This window comes from Kitasatospora indigofera, assembly GCF_014655955.1.
GTDB lineage: Bacteria > Actinomycetota > Actinomycetes > Streptomycetales > Streptomycetaceae > Kitasatospora > Kitasatospora indigofera.
On sequence record NZ_BNBO01000002.1, the window covers coordinates 227,568 to 254,558 of the forward strand.

Genomic DNA, 26,991 nt, shown 5'->3' on the forward strand with positions numbered 1-26,991 from the left:
ATGTCGGGCATCATGTAACCTGCACGAAATCGCAGAGGGCCAACGTCGTCCCTGTTGCACAGAGTCCGCTCCAGGCCCCCGGCCGGACGCGGGCCCCCAAAACCAAGACGACGACGGGAGAGCCGATGCTGTCTGCATCCATGCACTCCGACAACGAGCCCAAGGCCGGCGCATCGCGCTCGCCGTACGCGCTCGTTCCGGATGCGCGACCTGCTGCTCAGGGCCTGTACGACCCGCGGAACGAGCACGACGCCTGTGGTGTCGGCTTCGTCGCCACGCTGACCGGCATCGCCGACCACAAGATCGTCGAGCAGGCGCTCACCGTCCTGCGCAACCTGGAGCACCGCGGTGCCACGGGCGCCGAGCCGGACTCCGGTGACGGCGCGGGCATCCTGACCCAGGTCCCCGACGCGTTCCTGCGCTCCAAGGTCGCCTTCGAGCTCCCCGCCGCCGGCTCCTACGCGGTCGGCATCGCCTTCCTCCCCGACGAGGACGCCGCCGACGCCGCCGCGGTCGCGCAGATCGAGGCCATCGCCGCCGACGAGGACCTGGACGTCCTCGGCTGGCGCGACGTGCCGGTCACCCCCGACCTGCTCGGCGCCACCGCCCGCTCGGTCATGCCGCGCTTCCGGCAGGTCTTCCTCGCCGCCGGCGCTGGTAAGGGTGACCTTACCAGCATCGAGCTGGACCGGGTCGCCTTCGTCGTGCGCAAGCGCGCCGAGCGCGAGGCCGGCGTGTACTTCCCGTCGCTCTCCGCCCGCACCATCGTCTACAAGGGCATGCTGACCACCGGTCAGCTGGAGCCCTTCTTCCCCGACCTGTCGGACCGGCTCTTCGCCTCCGCGATCGGCCTGATCCACTCGCGCTTCTCCACCAACACGTTCCCCAGCTGGCCGCTGGCCCACCCGTACCGCTTCGTCGCGCACAACGGTGAGATCAACACGGTCAAGGGCAACCGGAACTGGATGACCGCGCGCGAGTCCCAGCTCGCCACCGACCTGATCCCGGCCAACAAGAACGGCCAGGGCCTGGAGCGGATCTTCCCGATCTGTACCCCGGACCACTCCGACTCCGCGTCCTTCGACGAGGTCCTGGAGCTGCTCCACCTCGGCGGCCGCTCGCTGCCGCACTCGGTGCTGATGATGATCCCGGAGGCGTGGGAGAACCACGCCACCATGGAGCCGGCCCGCCGCGCCTTCTACCAGTACCACTCCAACCTGATGGAGCCCTGGGACGGCCCGGCCTGCGTCACCTTCACCGACGGCACCCAGATCGGCGCGGTCCTCGACCGCAACGGCCTGCGCCCCGCCCGCTACTGGATCACCGAGGACGGCCTGGTCGTCCTCTCCTCCGAGGTCGGCGTGCTCGACCTGGAGCAGGAGACGGTGGTCAAGAAGGGCCGCCTGCAGCCCGGCAAGATGTTCCTCATCGACACCGCGGAGCACCGCATCGTCGAGGACGAGGAGATCAAGTCCGCCCTCGCCGCGGAGCACCCGTACGAGGAGTGGATCGCGGCCGGCCAGATCCAGCTCGCCAAGCTCCCCGAGCGCGAGCACATCGCGCACACCCACGCCTCGGTCACCCGCCGCCAGCGGACCTTCGGCTACACCGAGGAAGAGCTCCGCGTCATCCTCGCGCCGATGGCCCGCACCGGCGGCGAGGCGCTCGGCTCGATGGGCACCGACAGCCCGATCGCGGCGCTCTCCGAGAAGCCGCGCCTGCTGTTCGACTACTTCATCCAGCTCTTCGCGCAGGTCACCAACCCGCCGCTGGACGCCATCCGCGAGGAGCTCGTCACCTCGCTGCTGAGCAACCTCGGCCCCGAGGGCAACCTGCTGGCCGCCGAGGCCGCCGCCTGCCGCTCGGTCGGCATCACCTTCCCGGTGATCGACAACGACGAGCTGGCCAAGCTGGTCCACATCAACGCCGACGGCGACCAGGCCGGCCTGAAGGCCGTCACGCTGTCCGGCCTGTACAAGGTCTCCGGCGGTGGCGAGGCGCTCGCCGCCCGCCTGCAGGCCGTCGCGGCCGAGGCCGACGCGGCGATCGCCGACGGCGCCCGCATCATCGTGCTCTCGGACCGCCACTCGGACGCCGAGCACGCGCCGATCCCGTCGCTGCTGCTCACCTCCGCCGTGCACCACCACCTGATCCGCACCAAGCAGCGCACCCAGGTGTCGCTGATCGTGGAGGCCGGTGACGTCCGCGAGGTCCACCACGTGGCCCTGCTGGTCGGCTACGGCGCCGGCGCGGTCAACCCGTACCTGGCCATGGAGTCCGTCGAGGACCTCGTCGCCCAGGGCGTGTTCATCGAGGGCATCGAGCCCGAGAAGGCCATCAAGAACCTGATCAAGGCGCTCGGCAAGGGCGTCCTGAAGGTCATGTCGAAGATGGGCATCTCCACCGTCGCCTCCTACCGCGGCGCCCAGGTCTTCGAGGTCATCGGCCTCGACCAGCAGACCGTGGACACCTACTTCGCGGGCACCACCACCAAGCTCGGCGGCATCGGCCTGGAGCAGGTCGCCAAGGAGGTGGCCGCGCGCCACGCCAAGGCCTACCCCGCCTCCGGCATCGCCGCCGCGCACCGCGCGCTGGACATCGGCGGCGAGTACCAGTGGCGCCGCGAGGGCGAGCCGCACCTGTTCGACCCGGACACGGTGTTCCGCCTGCAGCACTCCACCCGCTCGCGCCGCTACGACATCTTCAAGCAGTACACCGAGCGGGTGAACGAGCAGTCCGAGCGGCTGATGACGCTGCGCGGCCTGTTCAAGCTCGACGGCAAGGGCCGCGCCCCGATCTCGATCGACGAGGTCGAGCCGGTCTCCGAGATCGTCAAGCGCTTCTCCACCGGCGCCATGTCCTACGGCTCCATCTCGATGGAGGCGCACGAGACGCTCGCCATCGCGATGAACCAGCTGGGCGGCAAGTCCAACACCGGTGAGGGCGGCGAGGACCCGGAGCGCCTGTACGACCCGGCGCGCCGCTCGTCCATCAAGCAGGTCGCCTCCGGCCGCTTCGGTGTCACCAGCGAGTACCTGGTCAACGCGGACGACATCCAGATCAAGATGGCGCAGGGCGCCAAGCCCGGCGAGGGCGGCCAGCTGCCCGGCCACAAGGTCTACCCGTGGGTCGCCAAGACCCGGCACTCCACCCCGGGCGTCGGCCTGATCTCCCCGCCGCCGCACCACGACATCTACTCCATCGAGGACCTGGCTCAGCTGATCCACGACCTCAAGAACGCCAACCCGTCGGCCCGCATCCACGTGAAGCTGGTCTCCGAGGTCGGCGTGGGCACGGTCGCGGCCGGCGTCTCCAAGGCGCACGCGGACGTCGTGCTGGTCTCCGGCCACGACGGCGGCACCGGCGCCTCCCCGCTCACCTCGCTCAAGCACGCGGGCGGCCCCTGGGAGCTCGGCCTCGCCGAGACCCAGCAGACCCTGCTGCTCAACGGCCTGCGCGACCGCATCGTGGTGCAGACCGACGGCCAGCTGAAGACCGGCCGCGACGTCGTCATCGCCGCGCTGCTCGGCGCCGAGGAGTTCGGTTTCGCGACCGCGCCGCTCGTCGTCTCCGGCTGCATCATGATGCGCGTCTGCCACCTGGACACCTGCCCGGTCGGCGTCGCCACCCAGAACCCGGTGCTGCGCGAGCGCTTCACCGGCAAGCCCGAGTTCGTGGTGAACTTCTTCGAGTTCATCGCGGAGGAGGTCCGCGAGATCCTCGCCGAGCTGGGCTTCCGCACCATCGAGGAGGCCGTCGGCCACGCCGAGCACATCGACGCGGCCGAGGCGATCACGCACTGGAAGGCCGCCGGCCTCGACCTGGCGCCGCTCTTCCACGTGCCCGAGCTGCCCGAGGGCGCGGCCCTGCACAACACCACCACCCAGGACCACTCGCTCGACAAGGCCCTGGACAACCAGCTGATCACGCTGGCCGAGGACGCCCTGGAGCGCGGCGACGCCGTCCGCATCCAGCTGCCGATCCGCAACGTCAACCGCACCGTCGGCACCATGCTCGGCCACGAGGTGACCAAGCGGTACCGCGGCGAGGGCCTGCCCGAGGGCACCATCGACGTCACCTTCACCGGTAGCGCCGGCCAGTCCTTCGGCGCCTTCGTGCCGCGCGGCGTCACGCTGCGCCTGGAGGGCGACGCCAACGACTACGTCGGCAAGGGCCTCTCCGGCGGCGTGCTGATCGTCCGCCCGGCCCGGGACGCGGCCGCCATCGGCGCCGACGCCCAGAACCACGTGATCGCCGGCAACACCATCGGGTACGGTGCCACCAGCGGCCGGATCCACCTGCGCGGCAAGGCCGGCGAGCGCTTCGCCGTTCGCAACTCCGGTGCCACCCTGGTCGTCGAGGGCGTGGGCGACCACGGCCTGGAGTACATGACCGGCGGACGGGTCGTCGTCCTCGGCGAGACCGGCCGCAACCTGGCAGCGGGCATGTCCGGCGGTATCGCCTACGTCCTGGACCTGCGCCCGGCCAACGTGAACGACGGCATGGTGGGCATCGAGGCCCCGACCGCCGCCGACCGCGAATGGCTGCGCGAGACCGTGCAGCAGCACTACGAGGAGACCGGCTCCACCGTGGCCGCCGAGCTCCTGGCCGACTGGGCGAGCGGGGTCTCCCGCTTCTCCAAGATCATGCCGACCGACTACAAGGCTGTGCTCGCCGCCAAGGATGCCGCTGAGCGCGACGGGCTCTCCGAGTCCGAGACCACTCGCAAGATGATGGAGGCGGCAAATGGCTGACCCCAAGGGCTTCCTGACCACGCCCAAGCAGCTCGCCGAGCGCCGGCCGGTCGACGTCCGGATCCGGGACTGGAACGAGGTCTACGTCGAGCGCAGCCTCCTTCCGATCATCACCAAGCAGGCCGGCCGCTGCATGGACTGCGGCATCCCGTTCTGCCACAACGGCTGCCCGCTCGGGAACCTCATCCCCGAGTGGAACGACCTGGCCTACCGGGACGACTGGTCCGGCGCGATCGAGCGCCTGCACGCGACCAACAACTTCCCGGAGTTCACCGGCCGCCTCTGCCCGGCTCCCTGCGAGTCGGCGTGCGTGCTCGGGATCAACCAGGACGCGGTGACCATCAAGAACGTCGAGGTCACCATCATCGACAAGGCCTGGGACAACGGCGGCGTCACGCCGCAGGTCCCGGAGCGCCTGTCCGGCAAGACCGTGGCCGTCGTCGGCTCCGGCCCGGCCGGCCTCGCCGTCGCCCAGCAGCTCACCCGGGCCGGGCACACGGTGGTGGTGTACGAGCGCGCCGACCGCATCGGCGGCCTGCTGCGCTACGGCATCCCCGAGTTCAAGATGGAGAAGCGCCACATCAACCGCCGCGTCGAGCAGATGCGCGCGGAGGGCACCCGCTTCCGCACCGGCGTCAGCGTCGGTGAGGACATCACCGGCCAGCAGCTGCGCGAGCGCTTCGACGCCGTCGTCGTCGCCGCCGGCGCCACCACCGCCCGCGACCTGCCCGTCCCCGGCCGGGAGCTCAAGGGCATCCACCAGGCGATGGAGTACCTGCCGCTGGCCAACAAGGTGCAGGAGGGCGACTTCGTCGAGACGCCCATCAGCGCCAAGGGCAAGCACGTCGTCGTCATCGGCGGCGGCGACACCGGCGCCGACTGCCTCGGCACCGCGCTGCGCCAGGGGGCGGCCTCGGTCACCCAGCTGGAGATCATGCCGCGCCCCGGCGACGACCGGCCCACCGGCCAGCCGTGGCCGACCATGCCGATGCTCTACAAGGTCACCTCCGCGCACGAGGAGGGCGGTGAGCGCGTGTACAGCGTGAACACCACCCACTTCACCGGCGACGAGGACGGCAACGTCCAGGAGCTCCACCTCGTCGAGGTCGAGTTCAAGGACGGCCGGTTCCAGCCGGTCGAGGGCACCGAGCGGTCCATCCCGGCCCAGCTCGTCACCCTCGCCATGGGCTTCACCGGCACCGACACCGCCAACGGCCTGGTGGAGCAGCTGGGCGTCGACCTCGACGCCCGCGGCAACATCAACCGCGACAGCGCCTTCGCCACCAACGTGGACGGCGTGTACGTCTGCGGCGACGCCGGCCGCGGCCAGTCGCTGATCGTCTGGGCCATCGCCGAGGGGCGCTCCGCCGCCGCCGCGGTGGACAAGTACCTGGGCGGCAAGACCGCGCTGCCCGCCCCGATCCGCCCGACCGACCGTCCCCTGGTGGTCTGACCGGATCGACCCGTACCGCCCGGTGCCGCATCGCCGGGCTGCACCAACCGCCGACCCGCCAGAGCCGCCGGGCCAATGCGGTCATGACAGCACCTGCCCCCTCCCCGACCAAGTTGGGGGCAGGTGCTGTTCTTTTTTGTGCGCCCGCTCGCCTCCGGGGCGCTTCTCGTCCGGTGCCGACGGTCGGTCGCTCCCTCTCTCCCTCCTTCGTCGGTCGCTCCCTCGCTCTCTCCCTTTCGGCACCGGCGCGCCCCTTCGGCTCGGGGCGCGGCTGTTGGGGGGCGGGGTCAAGACGGGTCGGTTGGGGCGGGGGCCGGGCGCGTCCGGTCGTCTCCGGGGCTTGTTGCGGTGTCGACGCCGTTGCTGTTGCCTCCGAACTGTCGCCGGGACCCCCGGTCGTCTCCGGGGTGCGGAATGTGCGTGATCCGGGCCGGGGTGGGGGCGTCGCATTGGTGTCGGTTGGTCTCACGGGCCTTTCTGCGTACCACAGTTGTGTATCGTCCGTTGGTTTGGGCGCCGAATGTCGGTGCTAGGTGGCAGACTGCGGCGGTAGGCCTGGGCGGGCGCGTGAGAGGCGGAGGTTCGCAGGATGGGCACAACGCAGACCGGTGGCGGGACGACGGTGCGGCGCTTGATGCTGGGGTCCCAGCTGCGCCGGCTGCGGGAGGCCAGCGGTGTCTCGCGCGAGCAGGCCGGGTACTCGATCCGGGCGTCCGAGTCGAAGATCAGCCGGATGGAGCTCGGGCGGGTGAGCTTCAAGGAGCGGGACGTCGCCGACCTGCTCACGCTGTACGGGATCCGCGCGGACGGGGAGCGGACGGCGGTGCTCGGACTGGTGGGGGAGGCCAACGCGCCGTCCTGGTGGCACGGGTACGGCGATGTGCTGCCGGTGTGGTTCCAGACCTATCTGGGGCTGGAGGAGGCCGCGTCCGGGATCCGCAGCTACGAGGTGCAGTTCATCCCCGGGCTGTTGCAGACCGCCGGGTACGCGCGGGCCGTCTTCGCGCGCGGCAACCCGGCGGCGGAGCCGGCGGAGATCGAGCGCCGGGTGGAGGTGCGGACGCGGCGCCGGCGGCTGCTGACGGCCGAGCGCGGGCCGAGCCTGCTGGCCGTCATCGACGAGGCGGCGCTGCGCCGCTCCTGGGGCGGCCCGGAGGTGATGCGGGACCAGATCGACCGGCTGGCCGAGTTCGCCGGCCTGCCGAGGGTCGACCTGCGGGTGATGCCGCTCGGGGTGGGCGGGGTCCGGGCGGAGGCGGGCGCCTTCTCGCTGCTGGGCTTCCCGGAGCCGGATCTGGCGGACGTGGTGTACCTGGAGCAGTTCACCAGCGCGCTGTACCTGGACAAGCCGGACCAGGTCGCCGAGTACGGGCGGGCGATGGACCGGCTGGTGGCCGACAGCCTGGGCCCCGAGGAGACGTTGAAGCTGCTGGCGGCGGTCCGTCAGGAACTGTGACGTGTGCCCACGATGATGAAGAGTCAGATAATCTGCTGACTCCGGCTTCGTGGGTGAGAGGGATCAGATGTCCTGGTTTTCGGAACTGTCGCGTCAGTACATCGACGGTGAATGGCGGACGGGCTCCGGCTCCTGGGACATCGTCGACATCGACCCGTACAGCGGGGACAAGCTCGCCGCCATCACCGTCGCCACGGCCGCCGAGGTCGACGACGCCTACCGCGCCGCCGAGCGGGCCCAGCGGGCCTGGAGCCAGGTCAACCCGTACGCGCGGCGGCTGGTCTTCGAGCGGGCCCTGCGGGTGATCGAGGAGCGCGAGCAGGAGATCACCGAGGCGATCATCACCGAACTCGGCGGCACCGCGCTCAAGGCGGCCTTCGAGCTCTCGCTCTCCAAGGACGTGCTCCGCGAGGCGATGCAGCTCTCGCTGCGCGCCGAGGGCCGGATCCTGCCCTCGCCGGTGGACGGCAAGGAGAACCGCCTCTACCGCCTGCCGGTCGGCGTGGTCGGGGTGATCAGCCCCTTCAACTTCCCGCTGTTCCTGTCGCTGAAGGCGGTCGCCCCCGCGCTGGCGCTCGGCAACGGCGTGGTCCTCAAGCCGCACCAGAACACCCCGGTCGTCGGCGGCACCCTGATCGCCAGGATCTTCGAGGAGGCCGGCCTGCCCGGCGGCCTGCTCAACGTGCTGATCACGGACATCGCCGAGATCGGCGACGCCTTCATCGAGCACCCGGTGCCCAAGGTGATCTCCTTCACCGGCTCCGACACGGTCGGCCGGCACGTCGCCACCGTGGCCGCGGGCCACTTCAAGCGGACGGTGCTGGAGCTCGGCGGCAACAGCGCCCTGATCGTGCTGGACGACGCCGATCTCGACTACGCGGTGGACGCCGCCGTGTTCAGCCGCTTCGCCCACCAGGGCCAGGTCTGCATGGCGGCCAACCGGGTGCTGGTGGACCGCGGTGTCGCCGACGAGTTCACCCGCCGCTTCGTCGCCAAGGTCGCCTCCTTGAAGGTCGGCGACCCCAAGGACCCGGCCACCCAGATCGGCCCGCTGATCAACGCCAACCAGGCGGAGTCGCTGACCGCCGAGGTCGACCGCGCGATCGAGGCCGGCGCCACCGCGCTGCTGCGCGGGCAGACCGTCGGCACCCTGATGGACCCGGTCGTGCTGGGCGGGCTCCCCGCCGACGCGCCGATCCTGCAGCGCGAACTCTTCGGCCCGGTCGTCCTGGTGGTGCCCTTCGACGGGGAGGACGAGGCCGTCCGGATCGCCAACGACACGCCGTTCGGCCTCAGCGGCGCCGTGCACACCGGCGATGTGGAGCGCGGCGTCCGGCTGGCGCAGCGGATCGAGACCGGCATGATCCACATCAACGACGGCACCATCCACGACGAGCCCGTCGTCCCGTTCGGCGGGGAGAAGAACTCGGGCGTGGGGCGCCTCAACGGCGAGGCCACGGTCGAGGCCTTCACCACGGTGAAGTGGATCTCCATCCAGCACGGGCGCAGCCGCTTCCCGTTCTGACGCCCCGCTGCCCGCCGCCCCCGGCGCGGGGCGGCGGCCACCGCGGTGGCCCACGGACGGGCGCCCCGGGCCCGGCGGCTCAGGGCGCGCCGCCCTCCAGCAGTGCCTGGCCGAGCGCCGTCAGCAGGTACAGCACCTCGCGGCCGGTCCGGTGGCGCGCCACCAGGCCGGCCGCGTGCAGCGCCGTCAGGTGGTGCGAGACGTTGGGCGCCGACAGTCCGGTCCGCTGCGCCAGGGCGGTGGTGGAGCCCGGCGACTCCAGCTCGGCCAGCAGCCCGGCCCGGGCCCGGCCCAGCACCCCCGCCAGCGCGTCGGGCGTCGCCGCGCCGCCCTCCCACAGGGTGGCCACCCCGCGCGGCGGGTACACCACCCCGGGCTGCGCCTGCGGGCCCGTCTGCAGGACGCACCCCGGCCAGACGAAGACCGACGGGACCAGCACCAGCCCGCGCCCGCCGTCCAGCGACTCGTCGATCTCGTACCGGCGCTGGGACACCGTCATCCGCCCGTCCTGCCAGCTGACCTTCGGGTGCAGGCCCTCGAACAGCGCGGCCGGGCCGCCGGCCGCCATCCGCCGGGCCCGGTGCAGGATCTCGCCCTCGGCGAGCCGGGCGATCCGCGGCCAGTACGGCTCGACGGCCACCGTCCAGTAGGCCCGCACCTCCTCGGTCAGCCGGGCCAGCCCCGCCGCCGGGTCCGCGTGCAGGGCGGCCACCAGCGGCGGCAGCGGCCGGTCGGCCGGCGCGAGGTCGGCCCGGACGGTGCCGGGCGCGGTGGCGGCCAGCCCGGCCAGTTCCTCGTCCATCCCGGGCGCGGTGGTGGCCGGCACCGGGGTCAGGAAGTCCGGCAGGTGCCAGGCCGGCATCGGTACCAGCTGCGACAGCAGCTCGTACGTCACCCCGGCCCGGGCGAGGTCCGCCCGGGCCCGCCGGACCCAGGGCAGGTGCACCGCCCGCGAGCCCGGGTCCTTCAGCACCTGGACGCTCGTCACCACCTCCAGCAGGCGCGAGCAGGCGAACCGGGTGGCCGCCACGTCCTGCGCCGAGAACCGCAGCGTAAGCACGTCTTCCCCTCCGAGGATTCGACCAGGACGAAATCCCTGGGCGTCACCGATCATCGCCGCAAGGCTCGGTGCATGACCAGCACCGTCCCCGTATCCGTCCAGGACCGCCTGGGCCTCCCGGACACCACCGGCCGGCGCCGGCTCGTCGGCGCCCACCTCGTCGACAGCCTCGGCACCGGGCTCCTGCTCGCCTTCACCGTCCTCTACTTCACCCGTACGACCGGGCTGGGGGTGGCCGCCGTCGGCGCCGCCGTCACCCTCGCCCGGCTGCTCGCCCTGCCCACCGCGATCCTCACCGGCCCGCTGATCGACCGCTTCGGCGCCCGGCAGGTCGCGGCCTGCGGCAACGCGCTGTCGGCCCTCGCGTACGGCGGCTTCCTGGCGGCCCGGCAGGCCTGGCAGATCGTCCTGGTCTGCCTGCTCGCCCAGGCCGGCGCGGTCGCCTACTGGACGTCCAGCACCGGCCTGGTGGTGCTGGCCGCCGCCGGCGGCGAGCGCACCCGCTGGTTCGCGCTGGTGCAGACCCTGCGCAACGCCGGGCTCGGGATCGGCGGGGCACTCGGCTCGCTGGTGGTGGCCGGCAGCGGCACGGGCGGCCTGCGGCTGCTGGTGCTGCTGAACGCCCTCAGCTACGCCGCCGCGACCGTCCTGCTGGCCCGCTGGCGCCCGGCCGGTACGCCCGGCGCGGCGGCGCCCGCCCGGCCCGGCGCCCCGGCTGGCGGCTACCGCCGGGTGCTGCGCGACGGCCGCTACGTCCTGCTGGTCGGGATCAACCTCTGCTCGGTCTTCGGCTCGATGATCATCAGCATGCTGCTGGCCGTCTACCTCACCGAGGGCCTGCACCAGCAGGCCTGGGTGGCCGGCTCGCTGCTGGTGATGAACGGCGTCCAGGTGGTCCTCACCCAGAGCGTGGTCGCCCGCCGGCTGGAGCGGTTCCGGCCCACCCGGGTGCTGGCGGCCGCGTCGCTGGTCAACGCGGTGGCCTTCGCCCTGTTCGCCCTGATGGCCTCGGCACCCGGCTGGGCCGTCCTGGCCGGCCTGCACGCCGCGATGTTCCTCTTCAACGCGGCCGAGACGATGGCCACCCCGTTCGCCGAGGACCTCAGCGTCAGCCTGGCCGACCCCGCCCTGCGCGGCCGCTACCTCGCCGTCTACCAGCTGTCCTGGAACACCGGCCAGGCGCTCGCCCCCGGGCTGCTCACCCTGCTGCTCGTCCGGGGCACGCTCTGGCCGTGGGCCTTCCTCGCGGCCCTGGCGGTGGCCGCGGTGCCGGCGTTGCTGCTGCTGGAGCGCATGGTCGCACCCGCCGGCCGCCTCGTGGCTCCGGCCGGGGCGAGCTGACCTCCCGTCGGCGGAGCCGGCGGGGCTCGCCGCGCGGGGTGTCCGGTGGGTGCGAAGGCCGGTTCCGGAACGATGCCGTCCGTATGAGGTCGTCCGCAACCGCGTGAAGGCCGGCAGTGCGTGGACCAGGGCCGCCCGGACCGACGACATGGCCGGCCAGGCGAACTACGCGGGGTACGCCAAGCTCCTGCTCGCCACCGGGCCCTCCGCCCGCAAGGGCATGGAGAACGAGGGCGGGGCGCCCGCCCAGCACCTCGCCGGGCACCTCGGCCTCGACCAGGTGGCCACCGTCGACCCGGGCGTCCTGCGCACGATGAAGGCGAAGGGCGTCACCGACTTCGACTGCGACCTGTGGATCGACGGCCAGGGCCGCACCGTTCGCTTCGAGCAGCGGATGGACGTCCAGGGGGTGCCGGTCGTCAACAAGGTCTTCTTCGGTGAGTTCGGGCCGGTCGAGACCTTCGCCGCACCCACCGGCGGCTGACCGGGACCACCGGTGGCGTCCGGGGGCGCCCGGTCAGACCCGCCAGCCGCGCCGCGCGGCCAGCCAGCGCAGGGTGACCTCGCCGCTCCAGGTCTGGTGGCGGCGCAGCATCCGGGACCCGGACGGCGGGTCGGGCTGGCCGCCCGAGCGGAGGAAGTAGCCGGTGAGGGCGGCCAGCGCGGAGTCCAGCTGCTCCGGGGCCGCGTCGCGGGCGGCCGGGTGCCTGCCGAAGAGCCGGTCGGCGTCGTGGCCGTCGGCGTGCGCGGTGGCCAGCAGCAGCGTCAGGTCGAACCAGCTCGCGCCGAGCCGGGGCCAGTTCCAGTCGCAGATCCAGGCCCGCCCGGCGGCGTCCAGGACGATGTTGTCCCGGCGCAGGTCCTCGTGCAGGACGGCGTCGCCCGCGGTCGCCGCGATCCAGTGCTCCTCCAGGGCGGCCAGCGGCTCGATCAGCCCGGCCGGGAACCAGCCGGGCAGCAGCTCGGCGCCGGGGGCGCCGCCGGCCAGCCTGCGCCAGTCGTCGAAGTCGTCCTCGCCGGGCTCCGGCCGCAGCGGTTTCAGGCCGAGCGCCAGCAGCTCCGGCGAGGGGCCCGCCAGCGCCCCGGCCAGGGCGGCACAGGCGTCCAGGGCCGCGGCCAGCTCCTCGGGCCGCCAGGGGTCGGCGGGCATCCGGGCCCCCGGTACCGGGTCGAAGCCGAGCACCACCCAGCCGGCGCTCTCCTCGGCCCAGCGCAGCGCGGGCGCGGGCACACCGGCCGGCAGTGCCCGGTTGATCGCGGCCTCCCGCCGGTAGCAGTCCGCGATGTGCGGGTGGGCCACGGCGTCGACCGCCTTGACGAACTCCGTGCCCGCCGGGCCCCGCACCAGGGCCGCGAACCCCGGGGTGAAGCCGCCGCCCGCGCTGGCCCCCGCCGCCACCGGCCCGCCGAGCCGGCGCCTGATCAGCTCCCGGACCCACGGCGGCAGGTCCGTCCACCGCGGGCGGACGGCGGTACTGGCGTACACCGGGCGGGGCGTGATCGTCTCGGTCATCCGTCCATGCTGCCCGGGTGCCGTCCGGGCCCGCCACCGCCTTTCGGCGCGTGTCCCGCCCGCGCCGGGGGCCGCCCGCGCCGCGGCCGGCGTGCGAAGGGCCCCGGCCCGGAGCGGTGGCTCCGGGCCGGGGCCCAGGTGTGCGGGTGCCCGGGCGCCTGCCGGATCTAGAAGACCGGGACGCCGGCCCGGACCAGGCGCCAGGAGACCGAGGCGAAGTCGGCCGGGTCGATGACGCCCTTCTCCTTCACCCAGCCGATCATCGCGTTGCGGATCTCGTCGGAGTTCGCCCACACCTTGGTGGCGGCGGCCACGTGCGGGAAGTTGCCGCCGCCGTTGGCGCGGTAGTTGTTGACGGCCAGCACGAACTGGGCGGCCGGGTCGATCGGCCTGCCGTCGAAGGACAGGTTGACGATCCGCGAGCCGGCCGGCTGGGCGATGTCGATGTCGTAGGTGACGCCGTACACGGAGTCGTAGTTGTAGTCCGGGATGTTCTGCGCGTTGGTCAGGGTGGCCTTGTCGACCGCCGCGCCCGGGGCGAGCTGGTTGTAGTACTTCGCGGAGAACTCCAGGTAGTCCTTGATCTGGGCGCCGGTCAGGATCCGCGCCTCCAGGGTGTTCTCGTAGATGTACAGCCCGGCGGCGTCGCGCAGCTTGACCTGCCCGGCCGGGATCTTCGCGGTGCGGTTGAACGGCGCGGCCTGGGCCAGCACCGGCAGGCCGGCGTACGCGGTGGAGGCCAGCGCCGCCTTGACCACGTCCGCCTGGACCTTGCCGATCAGGTCGATGATCGGGGTGTCCTGGAACGGCGCCTCGGCGATCGACAGCTCGATCTTCGCGGTGCCGATGACCTGGTTGACGTACTCGACGACCTTCTTGTGCTGGGCGGTCATCAGGTTCACGATCTCCGGGTCCTCCGGCACCGTGTTGGAGTTCAGGACGCGGGCGGCGAGCGAGGTGACCCTCCAGGCGCCCTTGTCCAGCTCGACCTCGAAGTCGAAGCAGGTCAGCCGCTGGCCCCAGCAGAGCGGCTCGGAGAGCACGACGGTCTTCCCGGTCTCCTTGTTGACGACCAGCCGCTGCGGGATCTCCTTGTGCGCGTGGCCCACCAGGACGGCGTCGATGCCCGCGACCTGCTCGGCCAGCGCGACCGAGACGTTCTCGCCCCAGGGCAGCTGGTCGCCGTAGGAGGTCGCCTCGTCCATGCCCGAGTGGCAGGCCACCACGACGACGTCCGCGCCGGCCGCCTTCAGCTTCGGCAGCCAGGTCCGCGCGGTCTCCACGATGCCGGGGAAGGTCATCTTGCCGGCCACGTTCGCCTTGTCCCAGATGGCGATGCCGGGGTTGGTCAGGCCGAGGATGCCGACCTTGAGCGCCGGGCCGCCGGGCAGCTTGATCTTGCGGATCACGTACGGCGGGAAGGCCGGCTTGTCGTTCTTCGCGTGCAGCGCGTTGGCGCCCAGCAGCGGGAAGTCCAGCTGCTCCTCGTAGGCCCGCAGGGTGTCGATGCCGTAGTTGAACTCGTGGTTGCCGAGCGCGGCGGCGGTGTACTCCATGGTGTTCATGGCGAGCGCCATCGGGTGCTCGGGCGCGGTGTCGGCGTCGGTGGCGATCGGGTCGACCCGGGCGTAGTAGTACGTGAGCTGGGTGCCCTGGATGGTGTCGCCGGCGTCGATCAGCAGGGTGCGGTCCCAGCCCTTCTCCTCGCGGACCTGCTTGGCCAGCGTGGAGATCTTGGCGAGGCCGACCTCGTTGTGCGCCTTGTCGGCGTAGACCGCGTCGGTGAAGTAGTCCCAGTTGAGCACCCGGCCGTGCAGGTCGGTGGTGCCCATGACGGTGAAGGCCTGCTTCTTGGGAGCCTTCTTGTCCTGCGGCTCGGCGCCCTTGGCCGCGGCGGGGGCGGCGGCGGCGACCGAGACGCCGCCGGCCAGGGCCGCGCCGGCGGCGGTCGCGGCGGAGCGGGCGACGAAGTCACGGCGGTTCAGGGGCATCAACGACTCCAGGTGGGGACTGTGGACGGACCGTCAAAGGGTGGTGACGCGCGTAGAGGAACGCGCGTAGAAGTCTGCCTCGGCACGGGCCCGCGCCGATAGCCCCCGGACGTTTCCAACAGGTGAGATCTTGGCGACTCCGGAATGACGGCGGCCGGGGCCGGCGTCCTCGGCCGGCCGGTGCCGGGCGCCCCTGCCCGGTGCACCGCCTGGTGCCCCTCCGCCCGGCCGGGCCCGGTGGCGGGCCGGGCCGCCCGCCACCCGGCCCGGGACCCGTCAGATGTAGCCCTCGCGCAGCGCGTACGCGACCGCGTGGGCCCGGTTGCGCAGGTGCAGACGCGTGGTCAGCCCGTGCAGGACGTTCTTCACCGTCCGCTCCGAGTAGGACAGCTTGGCGGCGATCTCGGCGGTGTCCCAGCCCTCCGCGACCAGCCGCAGGATGTCCGACTCGCGCTCCGAGATCCCCGGCGGCGTGAACCCGGGAATCCCCTGGACGCTCCGCTGCAGCCGCCCCATCTGCACGATCAGCCGGCCCAGCAGGTCGGCCGGCAGGTCCCCGTCGCCCCGGGCGGCCGCCAGCACGGCCTGGCCCAGCCGCGGCGCGGTGGCCTCCCGGCGCCACAGGATCGCCGCCACCCCGCACTCGACCGCCTCCAGCAGCTCGGCCTCGCGCATCCGCTCGACCACCAGGACGACCCGGACCTCCCCGCCGCGCACCAGCCGTCGCAGGGCCGCCGTCACCGAGGCGTCCACCGTCTCGGCCAGCATCACGGCGACCGCGCCGGACGCCGTCCGCTGCTCCTCGACGAGCTCCAGCGTGGCGCACTGCTTGAGCTGGCTGACCGCGCCGGCCCGGGAGATCGGGTCCGCCGCGTGGACCACCACGGGGATCCTCACCCCGGCCCGTACCCCCGGTCGTACCCCGGACCGGACGGCTCCGTCGGCCTGCAGGACAGTCATGGCTCCCCCTCCTGGATGCCGGGCCCGCCACGGCCCGGCGGTGTGAACGCTGGGAGCATGGTCCGCATGTGCCTGACAGCGGGAAGGGCCCACGATGTGGAAAGGGGGCCGACCGGCATCGCCTCGACCCCCAGGTACCCATGCTCCCGGCCCGCGGGCCCCACCGGCCATCGTGGTGCACCACGAGATCGGGCGGCCGGCCCGGGAGCCGTGCGACGAAGCTCACAGCCCTCCGGGGGCCCGCTGATGCAGCGTCAGGGCCTCCGGCTGCGTGAACGCAGTAGCAACCCGTTCGGCCCGGCGTGTCCGGGTCCTCGGCCGAGGGGACCACGATGACCAGCAGCGCGACCACGAGTACGGGCACGAACACCGCGACCACGAGAACGGGTGCGAGCACCATGAGGACGGGCGCCGACCGGACCACGAGGGCGGGCGCGGCCACCACGGGCACCGCCGGTGCCGGGCACCCGGCCACGATCCCCGCGCACCCCGCGCACCCCGCGCATCCCGGCCCCGCCCCGGTCCGGGCCGGGCGGCCGGGTGCGGACCGGGTCCCGGCGCCCCGGTCGGCCGGGCCGCGGCCGGACGCCGCCCGCCCGTGGCTGGCCGAGCGCACCGAGGCCCTCGCCCGCGCCGCGGAGATGGCCGAGCGGGCCCGCCACGGCTCCGGAGGGGTCCTGCTGCTCACCGGCGCCGCCGGTACCGGCCGTACCGCCCTGCTCGCGGCCGTCGCGTCCGGGCCGGCGTCGGCCGGCCTGGGGGTCCTGCGGGCCCGCTGCTCGGCCGAGGAGTCGCACAGCGCGTACGCGGCCGCCCGGCAGCTGTTCAACCCGGGCGCCCGCTCCCGCGGCCTGGCCACCCGGACCCCGGGCGCCGTCGGGCGGGCCGGGCCGCATCCGCCGGGCGATCCGGAGGCCGACCTCTGGGACCTGCTGCTCCTGCACGCCTCGCACCGCCCGCTGCTGCTGGCCGTGGACGACATCCAGCTGGCCGACGCCCCCTCACGTCAGTGGCTGCACCAGCTCTGCCGCCGGATCGACCGGCTGCCCGTCCTGCTGGTCGTCACCGAGCGGCGCCGGCCGGAACTCGGTGCCCCGGCGGCCGGCTTCGGCCGCACCCTGGCCTCGCCGCCGGCGCAGACCTGCCTGCTGGCCCCGCTCGGCCGCGCCGCGGTCGCCGAACTGGTCACCCGTCGCCTCGGTGCCGGACGGCCGGCCGGCGGCAGCGCCGGCACCGGCACCGCCTCCGTAGCCGCAGGCGCCTCCGGAGGCGCAGCCGGCGCTCCGGTCGCGGGCCGGACCGCGACGGACGGGGCAGCGGCGGACGAAGCCCTGGTGGACGACTGCGCACGGGCGACCGGCGGCAACCCGTTGCTGCTGGACGCCCTGCTCACGGACCTCGCCGCGCTGCCGCCCGACCGGGCCCGGCAGACCGCGGCCGGCGCGGGGCCCGTGCCCGCCGCCTTCGTCGACGCGGTCGACCACTGGCTGAACAGCTGCGGCCCCGAGGCCGCCACCGCCGCCCGGACACTGGCCCAGCTGGTCGGCCGGCCCCTGGCACCGGCCGGCCCGCACCCGTGGCCGTCCGCCGGCCCAGGACCCTCCGCCGACTCGTCCGACTCGTCCGACTCGTCCGACTCGTCCGGCCCGTCCGGCCCGTCCGCTCCGCCGGCCCGGTCGGTGCACCCCGCCGGTCCCGGCCTCCCGCCCCTCCCGCCCCTCCCGCACCTCCCGGCCCCGGCCGGCCCGCCGCCGGGCGGGCCGGCCGGCCAGGCCGCCGTCGCCGCCGAACTCGCCGAACTCACCGGCGCCGACCCGCTCCGGCTGGCCGGCTGGCTGGCCGGGCTCACGGCGCAGGGACTGCTCGGCCCGGCACCGGACGGCGGCCGGCCCGGCTTCGCCCACCCGTTGCTGCGCGAAGCCGTGCTGGCCGGCTGGGACGCCACCCGCCGCGCGGAGGTGCACCGGGCCGCCGCCGGGATGCTGCACCGCCGCGGCGACCCGGACGAGCAGATCGCCCAGCACCTGCTGCTCGTCCCCGGCCCGGGGGAGCGGTGGGCGTCCGACGTCCTGCACCGGGCGGCCCGCTCGGCCCGGCGGGACGGCCGGCAGGCGCTGGCCGCCGACCTGCTGCGGCGGGCCCTGGCGGAGCCGCTGTCCGCCCGCCGCCGGGGCGCCACCCTCACCGAACTCGGCTGCCTGGAGGTCTCCCTGGGCGGCACCGGGCACGCGGCCGGCATCCGGCACCTGGCCGAGGCCGTGCACCTGCAGCAGTCCGACGAAGGCGTCTTCGAGGCGGCCAACGCCCTCGGCTCGGCGCTCGCCGCCCGGGGCGAGACCGCCGCCGCCCTGGAGGTCCTGGAGGAGCTGGCCGACCGCTTCGCCGACCGGGAGGACCTCGCCCGCGCCGTCCAGGCCGCCGCCGCGCTGATCTCCTCGCACGACGGCCACAGCTGGCTGCAGGTGGTCGAGGGGCTGCGCCGGATCGCGGCCCGGACCCCCGTGCGGATCGCGCCGGCCGCCCGGGCGCTGCTCACCGAGTTCGACTCCACCAGCGGGCTGCTGTCGGCCGCCGAGGTGGCGGAGCGCGTCCACGAGCTGACCGAGGCCCCGCAGGACCCGTTCTCGCAGTCCTACGTCATCGCCTCCGCCGCCACCCTGGCCCAGTGGGCCGACCTGCTCCCGGTGGCCGACCGGCTGGTGGAGCGGAGCATGGCCGCCTACCGCGGCCCGCTGCTGCACCCCGGCTACCAGTGCCTGCTCAGCGTCCGCGCGGAGAGCCGGGTGATGCGCGGGGAGTACCGGCAGCTGCTGGAGGAGTGCGCGGCGCCGGTCCGGGAGGCGGGGACGGCCGGGCCGGACGGCGACGCCGGCCACCAGGGCCTGCTGTCGCTGGGCAACGCCCACCTGGTGGCGCAGGCCGTCATCGCGCTGACCGAGACCGGCCGGCTGGACGAGGCGCACGAGCTGGCCGGGTCGGCCGAGGCGGGCGGGGCGCAGGGCTCCTGGGAGTGGAACGAGTACCTGTACGCCCGGGGGCTCCTGCAGCTCGCCTCCGGCCGGCCCGCGACCGCGCTGGCCGACCTGCTGGAGTGCGGCCGCCGCCAGCGCGAACGGCAGGTCGAGAGCCCGATCGTGACCCCGTGGCGCTCGGCCGCCGCCGACTGCCAGGTGCTGCTGGGGCTGCCCGGCCAGGCCGTGGAGCTGGCCACCGAGGAACTGCGGCTGGCCCGGGTCTGGGGCACCCCCCGGACGGTCGGCCGGGCGATGCGGGCACTGGCCGCGGCCACCGGCGGCCGGCAGGGTCTGGCGACGGCCGGGGAGGCGGTCGAACTGCTGACGGAGGCGGAGGTGGCGACCGAGCTGATCCCGGCCCTGATCACCTACGGACGGCTGCTCGGCGACGCCGGCCGGCGGGCCGCCGCCCGGCGGACCCTGCGGGAGGCGGCCGCCCGGGCCGAACGCCTGGGCGCCGTCCGGCTGCGGACGGTCGCCGTGGGCCTGCTCCAGGAGTCCGGCGCCCGGCTGACCACCGCGCGGCACACCGGCGCGCCCGCCCTGACCAGCAGTGAGCAGCGGATCTGCCGGCTCGCCGCGGCCGGCCACTCCAACGCCGAGATCGCCGGCCTGCTGCACCTGGCGGTCCGCACCGTGGAGACCCATCTGACCAACAGCTTCCGGAAGCTGGGCATCCGGCGGCGGGCCGAGCTGCCGGCCGGCTTCGAACCGGCCGGCCCGGCCGAGGAGTAGCCGCTGCCCAGCCGGGGTCACCCGGGGCCACCCGGCGCGCAGGGGGGCAGGAGGCAGGCGGGCTAGGGACGGCGGACCGGTGCGGGGCGGTGCGGGGCGGTGACGGCGGCCGGGCCGGCCGCCCCGCGCCGGTTGCCCCCAAGGGCAGCCGGCGCTGCCCCCGGGTCGGCCCCGGTGACCGCTGACAGGCCGTCCGGGCGCCGCCTAGAGTCCGGCGGTGAGCATCTGGACTTCCCTAGAACCCGCATCGGCCACCGTGGACGCGGGCGGCACCACCACCGTCACCCTGCGGGTGCGCAACACCGGTGACGTCGTCGAGGAGTACCGCGTCGCGCCGCTCGGCGGCCCGGCGCTGTGGCTGCGGATCGAACCGGCCGCGCTGACGCTCTACCCGGGCACCACCGGCACGGTGGAGCTGGTCTTCTCGCCGCCGCGCTCCCCGGAGGCCGCCGCCGGACCGCACCCGTACGCCCTCCAGGTCACCCCGGCCGAGCAGCGCTCGGCCACCACGGTGGTCGAGGGCGTCGTCTCGGTCGCGCCGTTCACCGAACTGCACGCCGAACTGGTGCCGCCGGTCAGCCGGGGCCGGTTCCGGGGCCGGTTCCACCTGGCGGTGGACAACCTGGGCAACACGCCGGTCACCGCCGTGCTGGCCGGCCGGGACACCGGCGACCAGCTGGACTTCGACCTGCACCCCTCCTTGGTGCAGATCGAGCCCGGGCGGGCCGTGTTCAGCAAGGTGCTGGTGAAGCCGCGCCGGATCCGGTGGAGCGGCGGCAGCGAGACCCTGCCCGTCACGCTGGCCGTCCAGCGGGCGGGCGCCGAGCCGCTCACCCTGGAGGGAAGTCACCTCAGCCGGGCGGTGCTGCCCGGCTGGGCGGCCGGACTGCTCGGCCTGCTGGCGGCGGTGCTGCTCGGCTGCCTGGCGCTCTGGCTGACCGCCAGCCCCTCGGTGGCCAGCCGGGCGAAGCCCGCCGCCCCCCTGGCGGCCCAGCCGGCCGGGGCCGGCGCGCCGATCGCCCCCGAGCCGGTGCCGCTCGCGCCCGAGCCCACCGCGCCCGCCCCGACCGTCCCCGGCGCACCGGACCCGCTGCCGGGCCAGCCCGCCGGCAGCGGCGGCGCCGGCGGCTCCTCCGGCGGCGGCGGTGGCACGGCCACCGGTGGCGGCGGCGGTGGCGGCACTCCCGCCGGTGGTGGCGGCGGTGGCGGGGCCGCTCCGGCGCCGGCCGTGCCGCCCGCCCCGGCGACCCCGGCCCGGGCCGCGCTGCCGCTCAAGGCGGGCGACAAGACGCCCAACCTCTTCGTCCTCTTCGCCCAGGAACGGCTCAAGCGGCTGGACGCCACCAACGACTGCCGGCTGACCAAGCCCGTCACGGCCGGCCAGATGGACGCGCCGACGGTGGAGAAGATCGCCTGCTTCCAGAAGGCCACCGACGACCACAAGCGCACCCCGCCGGGCACCCTGCTCGCGACCGACAAGTCCGGCAACCTCGGCCGGGCGACGATGTCCGCGCTGTGGATGTGGGACGTCATCGGCGACGGCTCCAAGGTCGGGCCGGGCAGGACCACCTGGGAGGTCTTCGCCACCAGGGCCGCGCTGCGCTGGGCCGACCAGAGCGAGCTGAGCGCCGCCGACCTGGCCGCGGACGAGGACAACGTCCGCAAGCTGCTCGCCAGTTGGAGCAACAAGACCGCCCTGCCGACGGCCTCCTACGACGACGCCAAGCTGGCGGGCGCGATCCAGAAGTACCAGACCGACCAGCCGGCGGCCGCGGGCAGCGTCAGCACCGCCCTGCTCGCGCTGATCTCCGGCTGGGTGAAGGACCAGGCGGCGCCCGGCGTGGTGCAGCCCACCAGCTGGCCCAAGCCGTAGCGGCCGGGGCCGCCGGCGCCGGGCACCCGACCCGTCGCCGGCCGCCCCGGACGGTGCGGAGCGGCAGCACGACGGCGGCGGCCGGGGGTACTCCCACCCCCGGCCGCCGCCGTCGTCGTCAGGGCGGGCCTACGGCAGCGCCGCCTCGACCCGGTACCCCACATGGGCCGGCCGGTGCTCCTCCACCAGCGCCTCGGCCCGCCGCAGCAACGCCGTCGGGTCGCCCTCGTCCGCCGGCACGGCCACCCGGACCAGCAACGACTGCCGCGGCGAGCCCGGCAACGGCCCGTTCGGGGTGGCCGACCAGTGCGCCCCGCCGTTGTCCGTGACCTCCGCCTCCACGCCCAGCAGCCGCAGCTGCCCGGTCAGGCCGGGCACGGTGCCGCGCAGCCGGTGCACCCGGACCGCCTCGCCCACCGCGAGCCGCAGCCGCTCGACCGGCTGCCCCGCCGTGGCGTCGGCGGCGACCCAGCCGGCCAGCCAGGCCAGGAAGTCCGCCGGCGCCAACCGCGGGTCCCAGTAGGCGTCCAGGCAGTCCAGCACGGCGAAGACCGGCGCCAGCACATCGTCGAAGGCCGCCACGAAGCGCCCGCCGAACTCCCCGTCCGCGTACACCTCCGGCAGCCGGGCGGCGAACGGCCGGGGCGAGGCCAGGCCGTCCACGGCGTACCGCGCGCCACCCCCGCCGGGGCGCTGCGGCCCGGTGTCCCCGCTCACAGCTCCTCCACCCGGACCTGGTGCTGGTACGAGAACACCAGCGCGTTGCGGTCCAGGTCGACCCGGTCGCCCGGCGCGCCCCGCTCACCCGTCAACGGGTTCGCCGGGAACAGCTTCACGTCGTCCACGAGTTCGACCCCCGGCAGCCGTTGCAGCACCGCGTACGCCTCGCCCGCCTGGACGGGCCGGCCGAACGGCCAGCCCGTACCGTCGGCGCCGCCGGTCAGCGGGTTGAGGTAGCGGTACAGCGCGTCCAGCGCCCGCTCGCGGACCTGGCCGGTCGCGGTGCCGCGCCGGGCCATCAGCCGGGCCACCACCGTGACGCCCTGGTAGAACGGCGGCTCGACCACCAGCCGGGCACCGATCGGGCGGCGTTCGTCCAGGTGCCGGGCGATGCCCTCCAGCATGTCGTCCGGCGGCACCATCTGCTCGAACCGCAGCCGGTCGCCGCCGTCCGCCACGGCCGCCGGCACCACCAGCACCCGTACCCCGCCCTCCTCCGCGCCGCGGCCCGCCGGCAGCGCCAGGATCCTGGCTGCCGAGGGCGCCGCCCGCCGGGCCAGCAGTTCGTAGTCGGCCGCGGTCACCGCCCGGTCCTGGGTCCGCAGTTGGAGCGGCCCGCGCGCCATCGCGCCCTGCACCGTCTCGCCGTCCACCCCGCCGGACGCCGCCTCCCGGTTCTCCACCCGGGCCACGTACGGCACCGAGCTGCGCACCACCGACAGCGCCCCGCGGGCCACGTTGCCCCGCCGGCCGCCGCCGGTGCGGTAGCGCGCCACCCGGATCCTGGCCCCCTTCGGCGGCACCGCGCCGTACTGGCGCAGCGAGCCGTCGGGTTCCCGCACGGCCGGGCCGAACGCCACCTCGCCGCCGCTGCGGTCGACGGTGAAGCAGCGGTCCCGCGGGCCGCGGTCGGCGAAGGTCTCCACCTCGCGCCACTCGCGCCAGCCGTCCTCGGAGGACACCTCGACGGTCAGCGGCCCGTCGCCGCCCAGCACCGGCGGGTGCGCCACGGTGAAGCGCTGGCCCGGCGTGCCCTCCGAGTCGCCGACGAACTCCCCTTCCACGCTCTGCGCGTTGACCGCCCGCACGGTGCCGCCGACGGTGGCGGCGGTGACCGCCCGCACGGTCGGCGAGGCGGCGTAGAACGGCTGCCCGGGCCTGGCCGGCACCGTCCGGCAGCGCAGCCAGCCGGCCCGCTGGCCGGCCACCGTGGCCAGCGCGTGCCCGCCCGGCACGTGCAGCACCACCTCGCCCGGGCGGTTCAGCCCGCCCGTCCCGTCGCTGTCCACCTCGCACGGCAGCCAGTCGTCCCCGTCGTACGCCTCCCAGACCAGCGGCGGCTGGCGCGGGTCCACGCCGACGCCCTCGACCCGGCTGTCCAGCCGCAGCAGCACCGCGCAGTGCGGCACCGCGGCCGTCAGCCCGACCAGCAGCTGGTCACCGGCCTGCGGGACGTCGGTGAAGCAGCCGACGTCCTGGCCGGCCTGCAGCTCCTCCGTCCGGTCGACCGGACGGCCGTCCGCCGGCCTGGTCAGCAGATGGCCGAACTCGCACGGGTTGATCGCGAGTTCGTCGGTGGTGGCGAAGACGATCCGGTCCTGGTGGCCGCTGCTGAGCGTGGACACCTCGGTGCCGGCCCGCAGCCGCAGCTGGACCGGTTGCGGCGCGGACAGCCAGAACGTCACCTCGGCGCGGGCCGCCGCCGCCGGGAACAGCTGCACCCCGACCAGGTCCAGGAAGGCCAGATAGCTCTTCTCCGGCACCCGGTTGAGCCGGTACAGCAACTGGTCGGTCATGTGGGCGAAGGCCTCGACCAGCGTCACCCCGGGGTCGGAGACGTTGTGGTCCGACCACTCCGGGCAGCGCTGCTGGATGAACCGTTTCGCCTCGTCCACCAGCTGCTGGAACCGGCGGTCGTCGAGATTGGGGGAGGGCAGGGCCATCAGCGGGAACTCTCCTGAACAGACTGCGCGCCGCCGGCCGGCGACGGCTCGTGCGCGGGAATCACGTAGAACGGGAAGACCAGGCTGCGCGGGTTGTTGGTGCCCCGCACCGTGTAGCGGATCTCGATGTAGAGGGTGCCGCTGTCGGAGGAGTCCAGCGCCACCTCCACCCGGTCCACCAGGATCCGCGGCTCCCAGCGGTCCAGCGCCCGGCGCACCTCGTACGAGATCCGCCCGGCGGTGTCGGCGTCCGCCGTCGCGAAGACGTACCCGTGGATGCCGCAGCCGAACTCCGGCCGCATCGGCCGCTCGCCCGGCGCCGTGCCCAGCACCAGCCGGATCGACTCGCCGATCTCCCTGTCCCGGTCGACCAGCGCGATCGAGCCGGTGGCGTCGATCCGCAGCGGGAAGGCCCAGCCCGCCCCGACGAACTGCTCGGGCATCTCAACGCCCCCCGACGAACACGGTCGGCGCGCCGCTGCTCACCGACGCCTGGCAGCTCAGCCGGTCGCCCTTGCGGGCCGCCGGGAACCCGCCGATCAGCACCCGGCCGGCCGTCGGCGGCGGCGGGGGCACGGCCGGCAGCGCCAGATTGGTCAGCGTCAGCGTCATCGGCATGTGCAGGGAGCAGGTGTGCACCGTGCCCACCACGGCCGCCGGCTGCCCGCCGATCCGTACCGAGGTGATGCCCAGCAGCGGCCCCGGATCGACCGGCAGCGCGGGCAGGGCCTGCCCGCCGGGCGGGCCCACGGTGCCGGTGGGGACCCCGGGCACCACGGGGGTGTAGGTGTGGCTGGTGGTGTCTCCCAGCCTCGCCGCCTGCGGCATCCGGTCCTCGGTTCTCTCGCTCCGGCCGGCCGTCACAACGGCCGGCCCTCAGTTCAGATGGATCGTCGCGGCCTTGACCGTGACGTCGGTGGTGCCCCGCACCGAGACGCTGCGCCCGGTGAGCTTCAGCTCCCCGCCGCCGGCGTCCAGGGTGATCCCCTCGCCCCGCACGGTGACCTGCTTGCCGGCCGTCACCGTCACCGTCCCGTCGCTGTGCACGGTGATCTCGGTCCGCTGCCGGTCCAGGTGGACGGTCAGCCGGTCGTCGCCGCTGCGCAGCCGCACGCCCTGCTCGGCGTACGCGCTGTCCAGCAGCTCCAGGCGGTCCCCGCTGCGGGAGGCCAGCGACCGGCGGTTGACCCGCCCGAGGCCGTCGGTCAGCGGGGTGCTGTCGGGGGAGGGCAGGTCGGCGCCGTTGTAGAGGCCGCCGATCACGTACGGCCGGTCCAGCAGGCCCTGTTCGAAGGCGACCAGGACCTCGTCGCCGATCTCCGGGCAGACCAGCCCGCCGCCGCGCACCCCGCCCAGCTGCACCGTCCGGGCCCAGTCGCTGACGTACGCCTCGCCGCCGCCCGAACTGTCCGACAGCCAGGGGAACTTCAGCTTCACCCAGGCCTGCTTCTCCTGGCCCCGGTAGCCGGAGAGCGGCGTCTCGCCGGGCTTCATGATGTCCACCACCACCCCGGTGGCCACCGACGGGATCCGGGCCGGGCGGGCCGCCGCCGAGGCGCCCGAGGCCAGCCCGTACCAGCTGCGGTCCTGGCGGCCGCTGACCGTCAGCCGGGTCTCGTAGCCGAGGCCGCGCAGGTCCGCGTGCGCCGCCGCCGTGATGGTGTACTTGCCGTCGAAGGGCGCGCCCGCCCGGCTCAGCGTCACCGGCACGCCGACCCGCAGGTGCGGGTTGCCGCGCACGGTGATCTCCAGCTCGCCGAGCGCCGCCGCGGTGTCGGCCGCCAGTGCGGTGGACACCGCCGTCGCCTCCGCCGCCGTCCGGTACGGGACGTCCGCCACCAGCAGCCGGGCCGGCGGGAAGGCCGCCACCGCCTGCTGCGGCGTGATCCCCACCTGCAGCTCGGTGCTCGGCGTCACGGGCGTGTCCGCGACCACGGCCGCCTTGCGGGCGACGTCCCAGCCGCGCACCTCCACCGTGGACACCTGCCCGACCGAGGACACCGCCGCCCGGACGGCCAGCACGTTCCGGCCCAGCTCCAGCACGAACGGGCTCTGCTCCGGCCGGGTGGAGAGCCCCGGCGCCGAGGTGGCCGGCACCGGGTCGCGGAAGTGCAGCAGACCGTCCGCGACCACCAGTTCGCGGCCGTTCTCCACCGCCAGGGTGCGCAGGAACTCCCAGTCCGAGACGTTCGGCTGGGTCAGGTACTCGTACACCGTCCGGGTCGCGTCCACGGTGCCCAGCGGCACGCCCGCCGCCGAGGCCAGCTGCGCGGCCACCTCCGACGCGGTGCTGTTGCGGTAACCGGCGATCCGCCGGCCCCGCTGCAACCGGTGCGAGACGTCCAGCGCCCGCACCGTGGTGAAACTGCCCGCACCGTCGAACTCGGCCTCCAGCGAGACCACTTCGCCGGTGAACAGCGGCAGCAGCGCGGTCTCGTCACCCGGCTTCACCTGCACGGTGAACTTCCCGCCGACCGTGATGCCGGTCTGCGCCAGCAGGTCACGGCCCGGATCGAGGAACCGCACCACGGCGACCGCCGGCAGCCCCCCGCTCTCCTGGACCTGCACCTCCATCGGCATCCCCGGCCACGGCGCGGGCAGCGGCCCGGGGCAGCCGATCACGAACGCGTTGGTGTTCGCACCCAGCGGCATC

At 74.4% G+C, this 26,991-nt stretch carries 17 protein-coding genes; 8 read left to right on the forward strand and 9 right to left on the reverse strand.

The features are described from left to right. The first annotated feature begins 140 nt into the window (after nt 1-140). From gltB to IE329_RS03030, 4 genes are all read left to right on the forward strand, one after another. Nucleotides 141-4,754 carry a glutamate synthase large subunit gene (gene gltB / locus IE329_RS03015; protein ID WP_190209351.1) on the forward strand — a complete coding sequence of 1,538 codons (4,614 nt, stop codon included), beginning with the start codon at nt 141-143 and terminating at the stop codon, nt 4,752-4,754. Further along, on the forward strand, nt 4,747-6,207 hold the full coding sequence (locus IE329_RS03020; RefSeq protein ID WP_190209185.1) for a glutamate synthase subunit beta: 1,461 nt from the start codon (nt 4,747-4,749) through the stop codon (nt 6,205-6,207). Before gltB ends, IE329_RS03020 begins: the two co-directional genes overlap by 8 nt. 589 nt (nt 6,208-6,796) lie before the next feature. Beyond that, nucleotides 6,797-7,663: a helix-turn-helix domain-containing protein gene (locus IE329_RS03025; protein WP_190209186.1), complete on the forward strand. Its 867-nt coding sequence runs from the start codon at nt 6,797-6,799 to the stop codon at nt 7,661-7,663. Between the two features lie 67 nt (nt 7,664-7,730). Then, nucleotides 7,731-9,188: an aldehyde dehydrogenase family protein gene (locus tag IE329_RS03030; protein WP_190209187.1), complete on the forward strand. Its 1,458-nt coding sequence runs from the start codon at nt 7,731-7,733 to the stop codon at nt 9,186-9,188. 79 nt (nt 9,189-9,267) lie between these two features. Here IE329_RS03030 and IE329_RS03035 read toward each other — a convergent pair whose 3' ends face one another. After that, nucleotides 9,268-10,248 (reverse strand): ArsR/SmtB family transcription factor, encoded by a 981-nt coding sequence (locus IE329_RS03035; RefSeq protein WP_190209188.1) that lies wholly within the window; start codon nt 10,246-10,248, stop codon nt 9,268-9,270. 72 nt (nt 10,249-10,320) lie between these two features. Here IE329_RS03035 and IE329_RS03040 point away from each other — a divergent pair, with 72 nt between their 5' ends. Together IE329_RS03040 and IE329_RS03045 are read left to right on the forward strand one after the other, a co-directional pair. Beyond that, nucleotides 10,321-11,589: an MFS transporter gene (locus IE329_RS03040; protein WP_190209189.1), complete on the forward strand. Its 1,269-nt coding sequence runs from the start codon at nt 10,321-10,323 to the stop codon at nt 11,587-11,589. A 103-nt stretch (nt 11,590-11,692) separates the two neighbouring features. Beyond that, on the forward strand, nt 11,693-12,073 hold the full coding sequence (locus tag IE329_RS03045; protein ID WP_190209190.1) for a hypothetical protein: 381 nt from the start codon (nt 11,693-11,695) through the stop codon (nt 12,071-12,073). 33 nt (nt 12,074-12,106) lie between these two features. On the opposite strand, the gene IE329_RS03050 is transcribed toward IE329_RS03045, so the two are convergent. The 3 genes from IE329_RS03050 to IE329_RS03060 form a co-directional block, all read right to left on the reverse strand. Next, on the reverse strand, nt 12,107-13,102 hold the full coding sequence (locus IE329_RS03050; RefSeq protein ID WP_190209191.1) for an aminoglycoside phosphotransferase family protein: 996 nt from the start codon (nt 13,100-13,102) through the stop codon (nt 12,107-12,109). A gap of 167 nt (nt 13,103-13,269) precedes the next feature. Then, nucleotides 13,270-15,093 carry a bifunctional metallophosphatase/5'-nucleotidase gene (locus IE329_RS03055; protein ID WP_190209192.1) on the reverse strand — a complete coding sequence of 608 codons (1,824 nt, stop codon included), beginning with the start codon at nt 15,091-15,093 and terminating at the stop codon, nt 13,270-13,272. 276 nt (nt 15,094-15,369) lie between these two features. Beyond that, nucleotides 15,370-16,053: a helix-turn-helix transcriptional regulator gene (locus IE329_RS03060; RefSeq protein ID WP_190209193.1), complete on the reverse strand. Its 684-nt coding sequence runs from the start codon at nt 16,051-16,053 to the stop codon at nt 15,370-15,372. Nucleotides 16,054-16,385: 332 nt separating this feature from the next. Between IE329_RS03060 and IE329_RS03065 the strand changes: the two genes are divergently transcribed. Both IE329_RS03065 and IE329_RS03070 read left to right on the forward strand, forming a co-directional pair. Continuing rightward, the gene (locus IE329_RS03065; RefSeq protein ID WP_190209194.1) at nt 16,386-19,802 is read left to right on the forward strand and encodes a helix-turn-helix transcriptional regulator; all 3,417 of its coding nucleotides are present in this window, start codon (nt 16,386-16,388) and stop codon (nt 19,800-19,802) included. Between the two features lie 217 nt (nt 19,803-20,019). Further along, nucleotides 20,020-21,675: a COG1470 family protein gene (locus IE329_RS03070; protein WP_190209195.1), complete on the forward strand. Its 1,656-nt coding sequence runs from the start codon at nt 20,020-20,022 to the stop codon at nt 21,673-21,675. A gap of 129 nt (nt 21,676-21,804) precedes the next feature. On the opposite strand, the gene IE329_RS03075 is transcribed toward IE329_RS03070, so the two are convergent. Genes IE329_RS03075 through IE329_RS03095 form a run of 5 tightly spaced genes read right to left on the reverse strand, consistent with a single transcriptional unit; the run spans nt 21,805 to nt 26,990 of the window. Next, complete coding sequence (locus IE329_RS03075; protein WP_190209196.1) at nt 21,805-22,392, reverse strand: phage tail protein; 588 nt, start codon at nt 22,390-22,392, stop codon at nt 21,805-21,807. Next, nucleotides 22,389-24,338 (reverse strand): putative baseplate assembly protein, encoded by a 1,950-nt coding sequence (locus IE329_RS03080; RefSeq protein ID WP_190209197.1) that lies wholly within the window; start codon nt 24,336-24,338, stop codon nt 22,389-22,391. The genes IE329_RS03075 and IE329_RS03080 overlap by 4 nt, the downstream gene beginning before the upstream one ends. Next, the gene (locus IE329_RS03085; protein WP_190209198.1) at nt 24,338-24,781 is read right to left on the reverse strand and encodes a GPW/gp25 family protein; all 444 of its coding nucleotides are present in this window, start codon (nt 24,779-24,781) and stop codon (nt 24,338-24,340) included. Before IE329_RS03085 ends, IE329_RS03080 begins: the two co-directional genes overlap by 1 nt. A gap of 1 nt (nt 24,782) precedes the next feature. Next, on the reverse strand, nt 24,783-25,166 hold the full coding sequence (locus tag IE329_RS03090; RefSeq protein ID WP_190209199.1) for a PAAR domain-containing protein: 384 nt from the start codon (nt 25,164-25,166) through the stop codon (nt 24,783-24,785). 48 nt (nt 25,167-25,214) lie between these two features. Further along, complete coding sequence (locus tag IE329_RS03095) at nt 25,215-26,990, reverse strand: VgrG-related protein (RefSeq protein WP_190209200.1); 1,776 nt, start codon at nt 26,988-26,990, stop codon at nt 25,215-25,217. Nucleotide 26,991: the final 1 nt, after the last annotated feature.